The organism is Azospirillum brasilense, from assembly GCF_007827815.1.
GTDB lineage: Bacteria > Pseudomonadota > Alphaproteobacteria > Azospirillales > Azospirillaceae > Azospirillum > Azospirillum brasilense_C.
This window is the reverse complement of the sequence record NZ_VITH01000016.1, coordinates 13,253-30,713: the sequence shown is the minus strand read 5'-3', so window position 1 is coordinate 30,713 and position 17,461 is coordinate 13,253. Positions and strand designations below refer to the sequence as shown.

Genomic DNA, 17,461 nt, shown 5'->3' with positions numbered 1-17,461 from the left:
AGCCTTAACCCAACGCCCTCCCAAGGGGGGAAGGTGCGCCCCCGGATCAGGCGTGACGCCCGGTCTCCTGCCGGAAACAGGCGAGGTCGCTGTCCATCATCTCGCGGACGAGGTCGCTGAAGCTGGTGGTGTGCGTCCACCCCAGCCTGGCCCGCGCCTTGGACGCGTCGCCCAGCAGCAGGTCCACCTCGGTCGGGCGGAAATAGCGGGGATCGACCTCGATCAGCACCTCGCCGCTGTCGGCGTCGACGCCCTTCTCGTCCACCCCCGTTCCCCGCCACGCGATCCGGCGCCCGACATGGCCGAAGGCCAATTCCACGAACTCGCGGATGGAATGGGTCTCGCCGGTGGCCAGCACATAGTCGTCCGGCCGGTCCTGCTGGACGATGCGCCACATGCCTTCCACATAGTCGCGGGCATGGCCCCAGTCGCGTCTGGCGTCCAGGTTGCCGAGATAGAGCCGGTCCTGCAGACCCGACTGGATGGCCGCGACGGCGCGGGTGATCTTGCGCGTGACGAAGGTCTCGCCGCGGGTCGGTCCCTCATGGTTGAACAGGATGCCGTTGGAAGCGTGCATGCCGTACGCCTCGCGGTAGTTCACCGTGATCCAGTAGGCGTAGAGCTTGGCCACCGCGTAGGGGCTGCGTGGGTAGAAGGGCGTCGTCTCCGACTGCGGAACCTCCCGCGCCTTGCCGAACAGCTCCGACGTGGAGGCTTGGTAGAAGCGGGTCTTGCCCTCCAGCTTCAGGATGCGGATCGCCTCCAGCAGGCGCAGCGTGCCGAACGCGTCGGCGTTCGCCGTGTATTCCGGCGTCTCGAAGCTCACCTGCACATGGCTCTGGGCGGCCAGGTTGTAGATCTCGTCCGGCTGGACCTCCTGGACGATGCGCAGCAGGTTGGTCGCGTCGGTCAAGTCGCCATAGTGCATGCGGAAGCGGACGTCCTCCTCATGCACGTCACGGTACAGATGCTCCACCCGCTCCGTGTTGAACGACGAGGAACGTCGCTTGACGCCATGGACGGTGTAGCCCTTCGTCAGCAGCAATTCCGCCAGATAGGCGCCGTCCTGTCCCGTGACGCCGGTGATCAGTGCAACCTTGCTCAACGCCCGCCCCTGCCTTTGCAACTGCCATTTCCGCTTGCGTTCCGAACAGCATGCCGCCGAACGGGAGATCATGACCGCACAGCGGCCATGCCGGCAACGCCACCCCTTGCCGAGGCCGTGCATCAGTGCGCGGTTGGCTCCCGTGCGTCAACAGCTTTGCGTTCTGGACGCCCGCCGGGCTCCGCGCCGATCCCGATCAGGCCATACCCTGACCCGCACGCTCCAGCCACGCGCGCAAGTGATCGAGTTCGACCTCGAAGGAGGCATGGTGGATCATATCGCAGCTCCCGACCGTCGCGCCGAAAAGCGCGTTGTACGGCTGCCCGCGCATCGCCGCCAGATCCCAGTAGAACGGCTCAACCCAGCCGTTCGGCGCCAGATAGAGGATCTTTGCGTTTGGCGGACAGAAGACGGCGTTGGTCATCGCCGCCCCCATGATGCCGACGACGCTGGACGCCTCGTGGAAAGCCCGCCTCTGCTCGGCGAAGCTCAGGCTTTCCGGAAAGATCTCCTCGAAACCATGGTCGGCGAGGATGGATTTGACGGCGTCGCCGTTCGTGATGTGGCGGGGGTGCGACGTCGAGCGGTTGACGAACAGCTTCCGCCCGCGCTGTGCGGCGGGAGACATCCCGAAACGCCCGTCGCAGATCGCAAGCAGGTGGGACAGCGCCTGCGGATGCTTGAGAACCGGGTGGTAGGACACGGGCGTCACATAGTGCAGATCGTCCACGAAGACCAACTCTTCCGGCTCCAGGAACATCGACCCGACCGTTTCGGACCGCGCCCGCCCAAGCGCGGCGCCATCCGCGCGCACCGTATCGATCCGGCCGCCCACACGCGTCATCAAGGCGGTGACCGGCGTGGTCTCCGCAATGATATCCATCGCCTTGACGGTGGGCAGATCGTCGACGAGCCAATGGCCGTAATTGGAGGAACCGACCGATCCGATGAACAGGAACGCGCTTCCGTCCGCAGCGATGCGGGTGCCCTCCCCCGCCCGCCCGACCCGCGTCGCCATCTCCCGCCCCTTGACCGGGCGGTCGATCGTGCGAAGCATTTCGTAGACCGGGATCAGGTCGCCGTCGTGGACGACGAAGACAACATTGTCAAAGATCGCCGCCTTCGGAATCCGCACCAACGCCGAGCCGGCGATGCGGGAAAAGAAACCATCGAAATGCCGATAGTTCTCAAGGACATGGCGGATGAAGGACTCGTCCGGTCCGACCAGGAAGTCCGGCATTGGGCGGGTGACGGAAACCGGGGGGAACAGCTCCGTCACGACCGTTACCGCCCCCTCGCGGGCACGCGCCAGCTCCTGCAGCGACGGCAACGGCACCTCGCCGTCGTAGAAGCCGCCATCCCGGTAAATCTGCTCGGCCGCAACGGAAAACATGTCGCGCCAATCGCGTTTACCAGCCGCGTGCGGGGTCGGGAGATCGCTCATTGCCCAGGTTCCTTTCCAAACCCCGTTCCGGCCATCATGCGGAATGGGATGGCCTCTGTTTAACGCACGGCCAAGGACCGCACAAATTTCATGGCGGCCCCGACGACCTGATGCATGTCGTAGTAGCGGTAATCGGCCAGCCGCCCCCCTATGTAATAATTCTCGTATTCGGCAATACGTTCGCAGTATTTGCGATGAAGACCCTCATTTTCCGGACTGTTCACCGGATAGAACGGAATGTCCCCGGGTCGCCAATTTGCCGGATACTCCCGCGATACTATCGAAACCGGCGACTGCGTCGGGCTGAAATGGCGGTGCTCGATGCGGCGGGTGTAGGGAACCTCTTCATCGCCATAATTGATGACCGCGTTTCCAAGAACATTCTCGGATTGGAACCAGTCGTGCTCGAAACGGAGGCCACGGTATTCCAAAACACCCAGGTCATAGCCGAAGAACTCATCCAAGGCACCCGTGTAGATCACACGGCGGGCCTTGGCCTGCAGCTCGGAGCGGTTCGTCAGGAAATCAACGGATGTTTCGACCTGAATGCCGTCCAGCAACCCACGGATCAGCTTGGTGTATCCGCCATCCGGAATGCCCTGGTAGGTATCATTAAAGTAATTGTTGTCGTAGGTGAAGCGAAGCGGCAGCCGCCTGATGATCCAGGGCGGCAGTTCCTTAGGGTCCTTCTGCCATTGCTTCTTCGTATAGCCTCGGATCAGCAGGTCGTAGATGGTCTTTCCGACCATCGACAGCGCTTGCTCCTCCAAGTTGCCCGGCTCGCGATCAAGAACAAGACGCTCCTTCTCGATGATCGCCCGCGCCTCATCGGGACTGGTCACCCCCCACAATTGGTTGAAGGTGAACATGTTGAACGGGAGAGAGTACAGTTTTCCACCCGAGATCGAGACCGGCCGGTTGACGAAGGGCCGGAAGGACGCGAAGCGGTTGACGAAATCCCAGATTTCCTGGTTCGAGCAGTGGAAGATGTGGGCTCCATAGCTATGGACCACAATTCCTTCCTGCTCTTCGGTGTAGACGTTGCCACCGATATGGCTGCGCCGCTCGACGACCCGAACCAAATGGCCGGCATCGGTGAGAAGTCGTGCGCACACCGCTCCATAAAGGCCTGAGCCGACAATCAAATAATCATGCATTGCTGGAGCCTGTCCTCATCTTGCAACAGCGGCCCGGATACCCTGGCCTGGACATCCGGCCTCGACCACCCAACACCCTCAAAAAGAGGAAGAGGCAAAGAGGAAGGGGCAGTGTCCGGCATCACACTGTCCGCTCTGTGCGCCTTCCTCAAGAGCCATCCCTGGATCAGAACAGGTTCCGCACCTGCAGGAAGAACTCCTCACGCTCACTCATGATCTTGCGCCGATAATATTCGAAGGAGGCGGTATGGTCCTCGAAGTTCTCCATGATGTCCCGGACCAGCGCGATCACACGCTCCGCATCCTGGTCCGGGTTGGCAACTTTGTATTTTCCAGGAATGGAAATGTCCTCGAAATGCTGGGCGGCGCCACGCATCCCAGTGATCACGCAGCAGCCGGAGACCGCCGCCTCGCGTGGCATGCGATCTTTTCCGGGGTGATAGCCGAAGTCCATGTAGAGTTTCGACGTTCGGAAGAAGGACCAGACTTCCTGTGAGGTCAGCCCGATCAAGGGTTGCCAGAGAAACTCCGGCGCCAACTCCGCAAGCTTCTCCGCCGGCGCGGCTCCCTTATGGTTGTAGAGAATGCGGTTGTCCCGCTTATCGGCCGGAGACGGGACGAAGTAGTTCGAACCGATGAAATCAAAAAGCGGGTACACTTCCCCAATTCCATGACTTCTCAAAGAAACTTTGGCGTGCTCGGATTGCGTCAGGTGCCGGCAGTTGTGATTTTGGAAGTTGCCCCACCCTCCGGCCGCGTGCACAAACGACAAGGCGTTGTCGTAGCTGAGCCACCAGAAATATTTCTGCAGGTTTTCACCGAACTGCAGCCAGTATGACCAGACCTCCGGAAGGACCATAATGTTGTCCGGGGAGTCGACAACTTCGAAAGTGTAAGGAACGCCATATTTTACATAGTCCGGCACGACCGGATCATCGACCGACTTGAATTCATAAACATTCCAGAGATCGTCAGCGGTCTTTTTCTTCTGAAGCTCGGGAATCTCGCAAGCAACATACACCATAAAAGCATTGTGCCCAAGGCCCCGTAAAACGCTCCCCAATTGATGAAGCGCTTCCGGCCCGCCAGTCCGCCCCCTCGGCATGCAGAAAATATAAATATTGCGGCCGGGCTTCAATGAATATTTCATAACCATCTCCAAAAACTAGTAAAACATGTTTTCTTTCGTAAAATAAAATAAATTACGATAATGTCAAGCTTAACAATCAACGCCCGTCAACGTCTGGAAAACTACGGCCTTCGCTGCACTTCGTCGGTGCGCCGAGGTTCATGGCGGCAATGGGCGGCCACCGTGGAGAAACAACGACGGTCCTGGTCTGGCGTAGCGTCTTGACGAAGCCGGGCCGTAGCTGACACAAAAAAACGCATGGAGCACTCCCTATCGCCATCGCGCCATCGCGACAGCCGCCGAGCCTTCCCAGGCCCCGCACGGCCCTCCCATAAGGACTCTCCATGAGCAACAGCCTCCCGGCGCCGCCGGCTTCCGACACCACCACCGGCGACTTGGGGCGGCGATCGGCGACCGAACCCTTCTATGGGCGGCTGGAAGGGCGGGAAGGAGCACGGCTGTTCGGCTGGGCGCTGTCGGTGGCGGCGCCGGACACGCCGGTCCCGCTCCTCGTCTCCGCAGGGTCGGCGAGCGTCACCATCCTGCCGGACCGCGACAGCGGCGCGCTCTCCCGCCTGCTTGGCCGGCGGGTGCGCTGCGGCTTCGAGTTGGACCTCGCGCAACTCTTTCCGGGCCTCGACCCGCTGCGGACGGCCGTCGGCGTGCGCATCGCCGCGACCGGCCATCTTCTGGAGAACGGCCTGTCCGTCCCCGCAGCCCCGCGCGCCGTGGTCGCCAATCTGGACAGCGTGGACGGGCCGCGGATCGTCGGCTGGGCGGTCAACACCGAAGACGAGCGGGAAGCCGTCGAGGTCGACATCCTGGTGGACGACCGCATCGTCGCCGGAGCCGTGGCCAACCAGCAGCGCCGGGACCTGCTGTCGCGCTTCACCACCTGCGACCACGGTTTCGAGCTGCTGCTGTCCGTCCGGTCGGGACGGGTGCTGGAGGTCCGCGACCGGCGCGACGGCGCGGTCCTCTGCGGCCCCGTCCCCATCGCGCTGCACGCGGACGAGACCGGTCCGGACGACCGGCTGGCCGAGCGGCTGGACGAGGTGTCCCGCATCCTCCAGGACCTGCGCGACGAAGTGCCGCGCCGCCGCGCCGCCGCCGCCCGCTCCGTCGCCGACTATGCCGCCTACTTCGACGAACATTACGCCGACACGGCCACCCGCCGCCCGCAACTGTCGGCACGCGCGGCGAAGCTGGACCGGCGCCCGCTCTTCTCGGTCGTCATGCCCGTCTGCGACCCGCCCCTGTGGATGCTGGCGGAGGCGATCGAATCCGTACGCGCCCAGGCTTACGGACATTGGGAGCTGTGCATCGCCGACGACGCCTCGCGCGACGACGCCGTGCGCCTTCTGATCCGCCAGGAGGCGGCCCGCGATCCCCGAATCCGCGCCGTGTTCAGCGCGGCCCGCGGCGGGGTGAGCGCCAACACGAACCGCGCCCTGTCGCTGGCGTTGGGCGACCATGTGGCCTTTCTCGACCACGACGACCGGCTGGCCCCCGACGCCCTGCTGGTCATGGCCGAGGAACTGGCGCGGGCGCCCGTTCCGGTGCTCTACAGCGACGAGGACCGCATCGCCCCGGACGGTCGGCACGTCGCCCCCGCCTTCAAGCCGGACTTCGATCCGGAGCTTCTGTCCTCGCTGAACTACGTCTGCCACCTGCTGGTGGCCGAGCGGCGGCTGGTGCTGGAGGTCGGGGGCTTGCGCGAGGGGTACGAGGGGGTTCAGGACCACGACCTCGTGCTGCGGCTGTTGGAGCGGGTCGGTGCCGCCGGCATCCGCCACGTCCCGCGCGTCCTCTACCACTGGCGCATCAACCCTGCCTCGCTGTCGGGCAGCGGCGACCCGGCCGTCCTGCTGGACGGGATCGAGCGTGTGGTGGGCGAACACCACCGCCGGACCGGCAGCCGGGCCGCCGTGACCGCCGACCGCGAGACGCACGCCCGCTCCGGCGGGCTGTTCTGCGCCCGCATCCGCCATCCCCTGCCCACCCCGGCGCCGAAAGTGTCCATCATCGTCCCGACCAAGGACGCCGCCGAACTGGTCCGCGACTGCGTGTCGAGCCTGCTGGCAAAGACCGGCTATCCGGACTACGAGATCATCCTGGTCGACCACGACAGCGCCGACCCGCGGTCCCGCCCCGTCTTCGACAACCTCGCCCGCGACCCGCGGGTGCGCGTCGCCGCCTTCCACGGACCGTTCAACTGGGCCGCGATCAACAACGCCGCCGTGGGCGCCTGCCGGGGCGACGCGCTGTGCTTCCTCAACAACGACGTCGTCGCCATCCACCCGGACTGGCTGGCCGAGATGGTGTCCTTGCTGGCCCGGCCCGGGGTGGGGGCGGTCGGGGCGAAGCTGCTCTACCCCAACGGCACGGTCCAGCATGCGGGTGTCATCCTGGGCGCGGAGGGGGCGGCCGGGCACGCCTTCGTCGGGCTCGGCGCCGACGAGCCCGGGCATCTTGGTCAAGCTGTGCTGCCGCGCACGGTCTCGGCGGTCACCGGCGCCTGCCTGCTGACCTCCCGCGCCGCCTTCGAGGCGGTCGGCGGCTTCGACATGGTGAACCTGCCCGTCGCCTACGCCGATGTCGACTACTGCCTGAAGCTCCAGGGCGCCGGCCTGCGCGTGCTGTGGACTCCGCACGCCCGGCTCTACCATCTGGAAACCCAGACGCGCGGCACCGACGACACACCGGAGAAAATGGAGCGGTTGGCCGGCGAAGCCCGCCATCTCCGCGCCCGCTGGGGCGAACGGCTGCTCAACGATCCTTTCTACAACCCGCACTTCGAACGGCTGGGACCGAGCCACCGGCGCCTGTGCCCGCCGCCCGGACCGGAGCCGAGGACATGAAGGACAGGCAGAACCAGATTATAGGATATATTTCCTTGATTTTTTAGGAACGTGTTCTTATGATGCGCGCAGGACCAATTGCGGAGCCTGCTGCCATGTCCACCCTCCTCCCGCGCGACGAAGACTGCGTTCCCATACCGGCGCTCCGCCTCCGGCCCGGCGGTGCCCAGTCGATCACGGTCGGGGCGGGCAGCGCCACCAACGCGCAGCCCTTCAACCCCGCGACCCGGGTCATCGGGATCTACGCCACCGGACCGGTCTTCCTGCGCAGCGGTGCCGCGGGAGTCACGGCCACGACGGCGGACCATTACTTCCCGGCTTACACCTACTACGACCTGTCCCTGGGTGACGAGCGCACCGGTCGCCACACCCACATCGCCGCCGTGCGTGCGGCCGGCGACTGCACCCTCTACATCTCGGAAAAGGAGTGACACGATGCTGCTCCGCCTCGGCCGCCTGACCGGCCGCGCCTTCGTCGCCAGCATCCTCGGGCGCTTCACCGTCGACACCGGCACCACCCTCGCGGCCCGCGACGGCCGCACCCTGGCCCGGAGGTGAGCCGATGAGCGACGTCTTCATCGGCGATCTCCCGGCCGCCGTCAGCCTGGCCGACGGCGACACGCTGCCGCTCGACCAGGGCACCCGGACCGTCAAGGCCACGGTCGCGCAGATCCGCTCCATCCCGCCGAACGGACTCAGCGGTGACGCGATCCACGGCGGTACGGTCACCGCCTTCGCCTCCACCGGCATTGGCGACCAAGCCACGTCGCGGGTGCTGACCCTGTCGGCGGCAGGCAACGCTGGCATCGGGACCACCGCTTCGCCCATCCCTCTCACCGTCGAGCGGGCAGACGGAAGCCCCTTCGCAGCGCAGATTCTGCTCCGCAACCCAGGCGTTGCCAGCAACGCCGCCGGCATCGCCCTACAGGTCTCACACCCGTCGGAGTTTACCAGCTACGGCCCTAAGGCCGGGGTGCTGCTCCAGCGGGTCGCGCCCAACGGATTGGGAGCCTTCAAGCTTTACAATCGCGTGTCTGGAGACACCCAGGGCTATGGGACCGGCGATGCCTTCCTCACTCACAACGGCTGGACAGGAGCCTTGGCGTTCACCCCCACTGGCGGCGCATCGGTGGCCGGGACGCGGGGCGAAGGGCAAGCAATCCTGGATATTCTGACCGGCTTGACGTCCACCACAACCGTCTGCGAAGTCGCGGGCACCGGGGCGGGCGTGTCGGCCACCGCCATTCGTGTACAAAAGAACAGCGTCACCGGGCGGTCGATCAACGCCGCCGGCACGGTCAACGCCACTGGCCTCGACTATGCCGAATACATGGAGAAGGCTGCGGACTGCGGCACCATCGCCAAGGGGCAGATCGCCGGAGTCGACGCCGACGGACGACTGACCGACCGTTTCGACCGGGCGCACAGCTTTGTGGTGAAGTCCACCAGCCCCAGCTACGTTGGCGGCGATGCGCTGACCGAGGATCGGCTGGGACCGCCACCGGCCGAGCCGGTTCCCATCTCGGACGAGCCGGAGAGCGAGGCGGTGGAGCGCTTTGCCGACCGGCACAGCGCTTGGGTGGAGGAGCTGGCAACTTGGCAGGCGCGCGCGGAGGCAGAGCGGACACGATTCGACCGCATCGCCTTCTGCGGCCAAGTGCCGGTCACCGTCGCAGGGCCTTGGGCCGTTGGCGACTATGTGCAGGCCGAACGGGTCGAAAACGGCACGCCGGGCGGCGCCATCGCTGCGGTGGCGGTCCCGAGTGACGTCCTTGACGAGATCGGTTACCGGCGCGCGGTGGGACGCATCTGGCGAATCGCGCCCGATGGCCGCCCGGTGATCGTCGTCAAAACAGTCTGAGGCAGAAGCCCTGATTGATCTGGCGGCCGGCGAATCAGTCAGGGCTCATAACTTCCATTATTTCCGTTCTTCTTAGATAATTATATTTTGATCATCTTTAATAATTTCATGCGCTTTTCCCATAATAGATTACACCCTCATTGCACATTCTCTGTTATTTCTTCTCCCATATTTGATAGAATGTATGATTTGTATCTGGCTTTCTGAACAGTTCCATGCTCTATGGCATATTGTATCATTTTTATAGATTCGCCGACATTTGAATAATCAATCTCGCCGGTCAGTGGACTTAGGTCAAAATTCCACCAATTAAGGTTCACCAGACTTTCTATAGTATTACTGTCAAACCTGAATTTTATATGCTTGGCAGGACATCCACCTACGACTGCATAAGGAGGAACATCTTTTGTCACGACGGCACCAGCCGCAATGACCGCACCATCACCAACCGAAACGCCTCGCTTTATTATGGCTCCATGGCCAATCCAAACATCATTTCCTATCCGGCATTGCCCAGGCTGCCCATGAAATCTTGTTGACTTTGCACCAAACCAAGCCTGCGCTTCAGGATATGTGCGGCTCACACCAACGACAACGTCGTTTGGATCGCAAACAAAAGGGTGAGTGGACAGCCAATCGATGGGATGCTCACCACCCCCAATACATACCGATGCCGCAATTGAGCAAAATCTTCCAATCTCTGTCCCTTCGATTACTGTATCTTTTTGTAAATAGGTGAACGCTCCTATGCTACATCCACGCCCAACATTCCCCAGTACTTTTGATGGGGCCTCAACTCGACACGGAGCGGAAAAATTGCTCTTGAGTGCAACAACACCAAGATGCAAAAAATTATCACTCATCACTGCAACTCCACATATTCGCAAAAAATTACACTGTATATGAAATATTTTACCATTATTTCAATATATTGCAAACAGCAATTTCCGTCTCTAAAATCGTTTGAGAATGGTTAGCGTCTAATCTATGTCATAAATTAGTATTAAAGGCCTCTCTCCTCCGTCATGTTAGATAAATACACAAAATTTTAACCTATAAATTTTAACGTGCGAAAGCTGACTATTAAGGTTGCAAGAAAGTGTTTCTTGCAAAATTTAGGAAGATTGCAAAGAGGCAGGGCAGAATGGGCAAGGATGGGATTTATTTTTTGCACATCCCGAAATGTGCAGGAACATCATTCAGAACCTGGATGGAAAATAATTTTCATCGGGATGACATCCTTAGCCTTTGGGATGATGTTAATATTTCGAGGATTCCTCCAAGTGTTCTTAGAACCAAAAAATGCATCTCAAGCCATAGTGGCTGGTGGCCGATGGATTATTTGGAAAACACTCATCGTGTGGTCACAGTCCTGCGAGATCCTGTAGAGCGCACTGTATCAAGTTATAGGTACATCTTACAAACCAGTCATCACATGTTGAGTGATACTGCGAATCGCATGGACATACTTGACTTTTTTAGGCATCCAAGAATCCGTCGATACATGGCTAATTGGCAAACTCGCCACTTGGCATTCCAGTCGATTCAGGAATCGACCGCTGTTCAGGAATACGACACTCCCGTCGACAAGGAATATTTTGTCAACTCTTATGATGAAAACTCTCTTGAAATAGCTAAAGAAAATATCAGAAATATAGATTTCTTGGGTACGAGCAAAACCGTAAACGAACTCATGCATTCAATTTGTCATTTTTATGGATGGTATCCGCCAGAGCGGCTTCCAAAATTCAACATAACACAAGCAGAGTTCACAGCAAACACGACACCAGAAGTGTTGGACGAGATTCGCTCTATAAATTTGGTCGACCAAGCTGTTTATGATTTCGCTATTGAGGAAATAAAAAGAAGGGATCTCCAGAAATTTAGCAGAGATGAGACAATTAGCAAGTTTATCAAAAGAATGAATATGCAGAACAGGCAAAGCGGTGATTTCCGCTTTGATTTCAACGATCAGTTCAGTGGTGAGGGCTGGTACGGCCGAGAAAGCGAACAAAATGGATACACTGTTCGCTGGACAGGCCCGGAGAACTCATCGTCTGTGTACGTGTGCTTTGACTCATCCAGTGATTACAATATCACCATGATGGCGTCGTCCTATATTCCAGAAATTATCGATGGCATTGAGATATATGCGAATGGAGAAAAGCTGCCTCTATCACTGTATCAGCCGCCTAACCTTCCAACGCACACAAGAATAGTATCGGCAAGAATTGATGCAGCTTCGCTGTCGGCGAACAACGGAACCGTTCATTTCCGTATAGATTTGCCGCGCACGGTAATTCCGCACGAAATCAACAGCGCCGATCCTGACAGACGCGCGTTGGGCGTCTACGTACACTGGCTGGACTTCATCAAATTGTAACATCGTTCCATCATGAAGGAACCGCTCATGAAAGCGGTTCCTTCATGACAGGAATCAGGAACGCTTAGAACTTCAGCGTGGCGATGTCACCGGCGGGCATGACGCTCTGGCGCACGAACTGGGCCAGGATGTGCATGACCGACTGGTGCACGTCCTCGACGATGCCATAGTTGTTGGCCGCGACATGGATGTTGACGTCGGCGAGCGGCGCGGAGCGGCCGCCGTCGAAGCCGGTCAGCGCGATGGTGCGCAGGCCGTTGTCGCGCGCCCACTGGAGCGGACGGACGATGTTCTCCGAATTGCCGGAGGAGCTGACGGTGATGAGCAGATCGCCGGGCTCCCCGATGCCGCTCAGCTGGTAGGCGTAGATGTCGTCGTAGGAGAAATCATTGCCGATGGCCGTGATCATCTCGAGATGCGCCGACAGGCTGTGGATGCGCGGGCGCAGGTTGGTGCCGGTGCGGATGCCCTTGCCGAAGTCGCAGTGCAGGTGGTTGCAGATCGCCGCGGAGCCGCCGTTGCCGCAGGCATAGACCCAGCGGCCCGCCTCGATCGTGCTGCGCAGCAGGTCGGCCGCCGCCCGCATGGCGTCCGGACGGATGGTCTCGCTCGCCTCGTACAGACGCTTGAAATACTGCGCGGTGTAGTCGGCCGCGTCGGAGATCGGAACAGCGGGAAACTTGCCGGACATGGCTGCCTCAGGTCAGTTCGAGAACGCGCTCGGCCCGCTTCGGGGCCGCGGCTTTGCGGACGGGCGGTTGGTAGAAGATGATCTTGCTGCCCTCGCGGGCGAACGGCATGTCGATCCGGCGCAGGTCGCTGAGCGCCCGGGTGATCGCTTCGTGCCGTTCGGGCGGCGCGTAGATCATCAGGAAGCCGCCGCCGCCGGCGCCCAACAGCTTTCCACCCGTAGCACCTTCGGCGCGGGCGCGCTCATAGAATCCATCGATGGCCTCGTCGGTGATGCCCTGCGACAGGCCCCGCTTCAGCACCCAGCCCTCGTGGAGGATCTCGCCCAGAATGTCGGTGTTGCCGGCCCGCAGATAGTTCAGGAAATCCTGCGCCAGCGACACCATGGTCTGCAACGACGCGATGGTCGCCGTGTTGCTGGCGCTTTTCTCCGACTGCTGCTTCAGGATGTTCGACGCGGAGCGGGTGCGCCCGGTGTAGAACACCAGGATGCTCTCCTCGAACCGCTGCTGGGCCGCCGGATCGCAGACCACCGGCGTGACCGTCACCGTGTCGTTCGGGTGGAATTCGATCGCGTTGAGCCCGCCGAAGGCCGCGGCGTACTGGTCCTGCTTGCCGATCGGCTCGCCGCAAACGTCGATCTCGATGTGGCAGGCGCCGCGCGCGAGATCGTCGGCCGCCATGTAGGCGCCCTGGTAGGCGCTGAGCGCGTGCAGAAGCCCGACCGTGAAGGAGCTGGACGAACCCAGCCCCGTCCCGCTCGCCGGGATGTCGGCAATGGAGGTGATCTCAAGGCCGCCGGCGATGCCCAGCTGCGCGCAGCTGGCGCGCACCAGCGGATGGGCGACTTCCTTGGCCGATCCGACGGTTTCCGTGACCGAGTAGCTGACGCGCACGCCGTCGTCGAACTTGGGGTTGACGTTGACGAAGACGTACTTGTCGATGGCCGTGCTGATCACCAAGCCGCCATGCTGGCGATAGAAGGAAGGAAGGTCGCTGCCACCGCCCATGAAGCTCATGCGCAGGGGGGTCTTGCTGATAATCATGGCAACTCCTCGGCAGAAGCCATCAACCACTGGAACCGCGCCGCGACCGCTGGGCTTGCCAACGGGCCGCTCGTGGAAAATCCCATCACGGCCGCGTGGCGCCGATGAAGGAGCGGCGCCGGTCGGTCACCCCCCTCCACCGGCGTCCGCTCACGCTGTGACCGCTTGCGCATCGATCAGATCGAGCCGCTTCAGCAGCAGGCTCTCGACCCGGCGCACCGACTCCACCTCGCTGGGGAAGTCCAGGATGAACTCCTTCCCCTTGCGGACACGCTCCGCCCGTGCCGGGACATCGTCGAGCAGAGCGATGACCTGGTTGGCGAAGGCGGTCGGGTCCGGATCGCCGAGGAGGGCGATGTCCTCGCGGCCACCGTAATTCGTGATGTTGTCCTGGAAGCGGACATCCACCACGGGCAGGCCGCAGGCCATCATCTCGTACGGCACCAGGCTGGGGTTGGTGAGCGAGAAGACGATCCCGAGATCGGCGTTGGAGTAGAGGCGCGCCAGATCGTCGATCGTCGGCAGGATGCCGAGGTTGCGCGCATCGAACGGCAGGCTGCCGGTGTCGACATGGTGGGAGCCATACATCAGGATCTGCACGCCCGGCCGCCGCATCTTCACCTCGGCCAACATCATGTTGCCGAACTCGAAGCAGCGCCGCGGCATCTCCGGCCGGGCAAAATACAGGATGGTCCCTTCCGCCGAGGTTTCGGTCCGCGGCCGCTGCCAGTAATTCAGGCGGTCGAGCGGGAACTTGAAATGGTCGGCGTCGTTCGAATAGGTCTGCTTGAGAATCCGCTCGCAGTAGGGGCCCGAGGTGATGTGATACAGGCCCTTGCGGTAGGTGTTCTCCGCCATCAGATATTCCGAGCCCAACGGCACGAAGCCCGGCTCGAAGTCCTGGACGAAGTAGCAGGCCTGCTTGGCGGCGGCCCGGTGCCTCACCACGATCTCCACCGTCGTCCAATGGGTGGCGAACAGGACGTCGCAGGGCGGCATGCTGCCGTTGTAATTCTGGACGCTGCCCTTGAACGGGTAGAAGTGCTCGTTGATCAGACGGTGCGTCTCCACCGCGGGCCGGGACGAGTCCTTCACCACGATGCTGACGGTGTGGCCGAAGGTGGTCAGGTAGTAGGCGAAGCGCAGGATGTTGCGCTGTCCGCCGCTGCCCGCGTGGATGTCGGGCACGACCCAGACGATCCGCATCTTGCGCTCGTTGAGCGGAAGGCCGAAGCGCGCCGGGATCACGGCGTTCACGGCGTCCGGGGCGGCGGCCTTGGGGAACAGGCCGGTGATGGCCTGCTTCAGCGCGGTCTCGGAGAACTGGGTGAGCGCCCGTTCGCGGGCACGCCGGCCCACGGCGGCCCGCAGTTCGCCGTCGGCAACCAGCCGCTCCAGCCGCTCCAGCCACTCCTCCGGCGTCGTCGCCAGGAAGCCGTCCACACCATCGGTGACGGCCTCGCGGAAGGAGTGGGTCGCCGAGGCGACCGAGGGCACGCCAAACAGCCCCGCTTCGAACACCTTCAGCTGGCTCTTGGCCTCGCAATAGGGATTTCCGACCTCAAGCGGCGCGATCGAGATGTCGACCTCGCGGTAGAAGGCCAGCATTTCCTGGTGGGACATGAAGCCGACCGGAATGACGCGGTCCTTGAACTCGTCCCATTCCGGGCCGAGATCGATGCGGCCGACCGCCATCAGGGTGACATTGGGGTGCCGCGCCATGATCGTGCGCAGCGCCTGTTCGCACTGCGCGAAATCACGATGATGGGTCCAGGACCCGCTGAGATAGGCGATGCGCACCTCGGAACGCGACGGCGCCGGCTCCTGCAGGAGCACGGCGGCAAGCTTCTCCTGCAGCGGCCCGAAGGTGTTCGGAACGACCCGGGCGGGCCGGCCGAGCGCCGCCAGCTCCTCAACCAAGAAGGAGGTGGAGCCGGTGGCGCCATCGGTGAGCATCAGCGCCTGACGGAAATGCTCAATGCACTGGGCCGTGCCGGCAAAGGCCTCCGGGCTCATCAGCGCGGCGCCGGCGATCATCGGCAGGACCTTCGGCACGAAGAACAGGTCGTCGATGTCGTAAAGGAACTGCGTGCCCTGCGGGCGGAACGTCTCCACCACGTTGCACAGGGTGCTCGTGTAGGCGGACCGGAAGATGACCATGCACCGGATGCGATTGCCTTCCGAGATCACCGTCGGGAATTCGGGCTCGGTGAAGCAGCCGACCCGGTAGCCGAGACCGATCAGCGTGTCCATCAGGTTGAGCACGCGGTAGCGCTTGGACTCGCTCGTCGAATCCCCGATGTAGAAGACGACGTCGTAGGTCTTGGCGCCCTTCGTGCCGTCAAGCGGCTGGTCCTTGAGGGACTTCAGAGGCTTGCCGATCCGCCGGCCGGGGTCCTGCCGGAACAGGGCGTAGGCGTCGCCGATGCAGCGGGCGGCGGCGTCCCGGTCACCGTCCTTGATCCGGTCGAGGCCTTGCTCGATCAGCGGCACGATGCGCCGGCGCAGCCCGTCGCGCTTCCAGCCGTACGTTTCGTTCGCCAGGGAGGTCGCGTGGATGGTCGCGTCGACCAGCTTGCCTTCGGCAAGGTCGAGCATCCCCAGTTCATAGGTTGCCCGCTCGAACACGATGAAATTGGGGCGCGGCCGGGGCAGCGACCGGTCTTTGTACTTGAAATCGAGATCCCAATGGTCGCGCCGGAGGCCGGCCAGCACGGCCCGGGCTTCGTCAGAACGGCCGGCGAGGCGCAGCAGCTGCGCCGTGCGCAGATTGCTCCAACCGCTCACCTGCTCCGCCCAGAAATCCTTACGGAGCACGTAGTAACGCGCGGACGCCTCGCTCAGGATCTGGTAACGCTGAATCGACTGTTCGACCGTAGAACCGGTCAGCTCTCCAAAGACGGTCCGGTAATACAGGAAAACGAACAAATCGACGGGAAGCTCGGCGCGGACGTCATCCGGTTCCTCGATCTCCTCGACGTAGGCCAGCAGCCGAGGCAGGTCCAGCAATTCGTCGAGCTGGGGGAAGTCCACCAGCTGCTTGAGGCGCCAGTCATCGAAGGCGGAGGACGCCAGCCCGATCTTGCCGGTGCAGACGGCGTCGATGAACAGAAGCTGTTCGGCGACCAGCGGCTGGGGAATGGAAAGCGGCGCACCGTTGGCAACGATGCGGCCCTCCTTGGCCCCGTACTGGAGCCAATGCTGGTAACCGCTGGCGAACACGCCACCCCGGATGGCCGCCTTCACATCCGGATACTGGCGCGTGTATTCCTTCTCGTTGAAGCCGCCAACCTTGTAGGTCAGGTTCGTCGCGAGCGGCTGCGCGATGTCCTGGAAAATCCGATCCTTGTCGATCCCGAGCCCGGACGCGTCAGCCGCCGCTGGCGGCGCCACGACGATCTCGCGCGGGCTGCCTGTCAGGTGGAGGTTCGTGCCGGCAACGAGAACTGTGACCATATGCGGATTTCCATCGGCGAAGGCGGGCGGAACGGAAAAGTGAAACCCCTTGTCAGCCTGCCCGGTGGTCGCGGCGACGTCCGGTCGGGGGTGATTGGCGATGACCGTCGCCACGTTCACACCGTCGATGGAGATCTCGACGGCGGCGCTCCGCGCCGGGGTGTCCTGGTCGATCAGCCAGCCACGGATAAAATTCCCATCGACGGGATCGAAACTTCCCACCCACCGCTTCAGTTCCGCTTCATCAGGAATATTTGTGCCGAATTCGATGGGTGTGATGGCGACGGTCATGATCGAACCTTTTTGAGGATATCAACCCTGTGGACCCA

General features: G+C 62.0%; 13 protein-coding genes. 5 read left to right on the top strand and 8 right to left on the bottom strand.

What is annotated here, in order from left to right; genetic code table 11:
• Positions 1-46: 46 nt before the first annotated feature.
• From gmd to FBZ83_RS25815, 4 genes are all read right to left on the bottom strand, one after another.
• Positions 47-1,105 carry a GDP-mannose 4,6-dehydratase gene (gene gmd, locus FBZ83_RS25830; RefSeq protein WP_247888474.1) on the bottom strand — a complete coding sequence of 353 codons (1,059 nt, stop codon included), beginning with the start codon at positions 1,103-1,105 and terminating at the stop codon, positions 47-49.
• A gap of 196 nt (positions 1,106-1,301) precedes the next feature.
• A complete protein-coding gene (locus FBZ83_RS25825) occupies positions 1,302-2,549 on the bottom strand; it encodes a glycosyltransferase family 61 protein (protein ID WP_145689626.1) in 1,248 nt (415 codons plus the stop codon).
• 59 nt (positions 2,550-2,608) lie between these two features.
• A complete protein-coding gene (gene glf / locus FBZ83_RS25820) occupies positions 2,609-3,706 on the bottom strand; it encodes a UDP-galactopyranose mutase (RefSeq protein WP_145689624.1) in 1,098 nt (365 codons plus the stop codon).
• Positions 3,707-3,872: 166 nt separating this feature from the next.
• Positions 3,873-4,856 (bottom strand): hypothetical protein, encoded by a 984-nt coding sequence (locus FBZ83_RS25815; protein ID WP_145689623.1) that lies wholly within the window; start codon positions 4,854-4,856, stop codon positions 3,873-3,875.
• Between the two features lie 323 nt (positions 4,857-5,179).
• On the opposite strand from FBZ83_RS25815, the gene FBZ83_RS25810 reads away from it, so the two are divergent.
• The 4 genes from FBZ83_RS25810 (at position 5,180) to FBZ83_RS25800 (ending at position 9,557) form a co-directional block, all read left to right on the top strand.
• Positions 5,180-7,696: a glycosyltransferase family 2 protein gene (locus tag FBZ83_RS25810; RefSeq protein WP_145689621.1), complete on the top strand. Its 2,517-nt coding sequence runs from the start codon at positions 5,180-5,182 to the stop codon at positions 7,694-7,696.
• Positions 7,697-7,791: 95 nt separating this feature from the next.
• Positions 7,792-8,127, top strand: a complete 336-nt coding sequence (locus FBZ83_RS25805) for a hypothetical protein (protein ID WP_145689620.1) — start codon at positions 7,792-7,794, stop codon at positions 8,125-8,127.
• Positions 8,128-8,131: 4 nt separating this feature from the next.
• On the top strand, positions 8,132-8,254 hold the full coding sequence (locus FBZ83_RS32410; protein WP_282186912.1) for a hypothetical protein: 123 nt from the start codon (positions 8,132-8,134) through the stop codon (positions 8,252-8,254).
• 4 nt (positions 8,255-8,258) lie between these two features.
• Positions 8,259-9,557 carry a hypothetical protein gene (locus tag FBZ83_RS25800; RefSeq protein WP_145689618.1) on the top strand — a complete coding sequence of 433 codons (1,299 nt, stop codon included), beginning with the start codon at positions 8,259-8,261 and terminating at the stop codon, positions 9,555-9,557.
• A gap of 137 nt (positions 9,558-9,694) precedes the next feature.
• Here FBZ83_RS25800 and FBZ83_RS32405 read toward each other — a convergent pair whose 3' ends face one another.
• A complete protein-coding gene (locus FBZ83_RS32405) occupies positions 9,695-10,420 on the bottom strand; it encodes a CatB-related O-acetyltransferase (RefSeq protein ID WP_145689616.1) in 726 nt (241 codons plus the stop codon).
• Positions 10,421-10,701: 281 nt separating this feature from the next.
• Here FBZ83_RS32405 and FBZ83_RS25790 point away from each other — a divergent pair, with 281 nt between their 5' ends.
• On the top strand, positions 10,702-11,940 hold the full coding sequence (locus tag FBZ83_RS25790) for a sulfotransferase family 2 domain-containing protein (protein WP_145689614.1): 1,239 nt from the start codon (positions 10,702-10,704) through the stop codon (positions 11,938-11,940).
• A 64-nt stretch (positions 11,941-12,004) separates the two neighbouring features.
• On the opposite strand, the gene FBZ83_RS25785 is transcribed toward FBZ83_RS25790, so the two are convergent.
• The 3 genes from FBZ83_RS25785 to FBZ83_RS25775 form a co-directional block, all read right to left on the bottom strand.
• Positions 12,005-12,631: an SIS domain-containing protein gene (locus FBZ83_RS25785; RefSeq protein ID WP_145689612.1), complete on the bottom strand. Its 627-nt coding sequence runs from the start codon at positions 12,629-12,631 to the stop codon at positions 12,005-12,007.
• Positions 12,632-12,638: 7 nt separating this feature from the next.
• A complete protein-coding gene (locus FBZ83_RS25780) occupies positions 12,639-13,676 on the bottom strand; it encodes a GHMP kinase (protein WP_145689610.1) in 1,038 nt (345 codons plus the stop codon).
• Between the two features lie 150 nt (positions 13,677-13,826).
• Entirely contained in the window at positions 13,827-17,423 is a 3,597-nt protein-coding gene (locus FBZ83_RS25775) for a glycosyltransferase family 4 protein (protein WP_145689608.1), read from the bottom strand.
• Between the last annotated feature and the right edge of the window lie 38 nt (positions 17,424-17,461).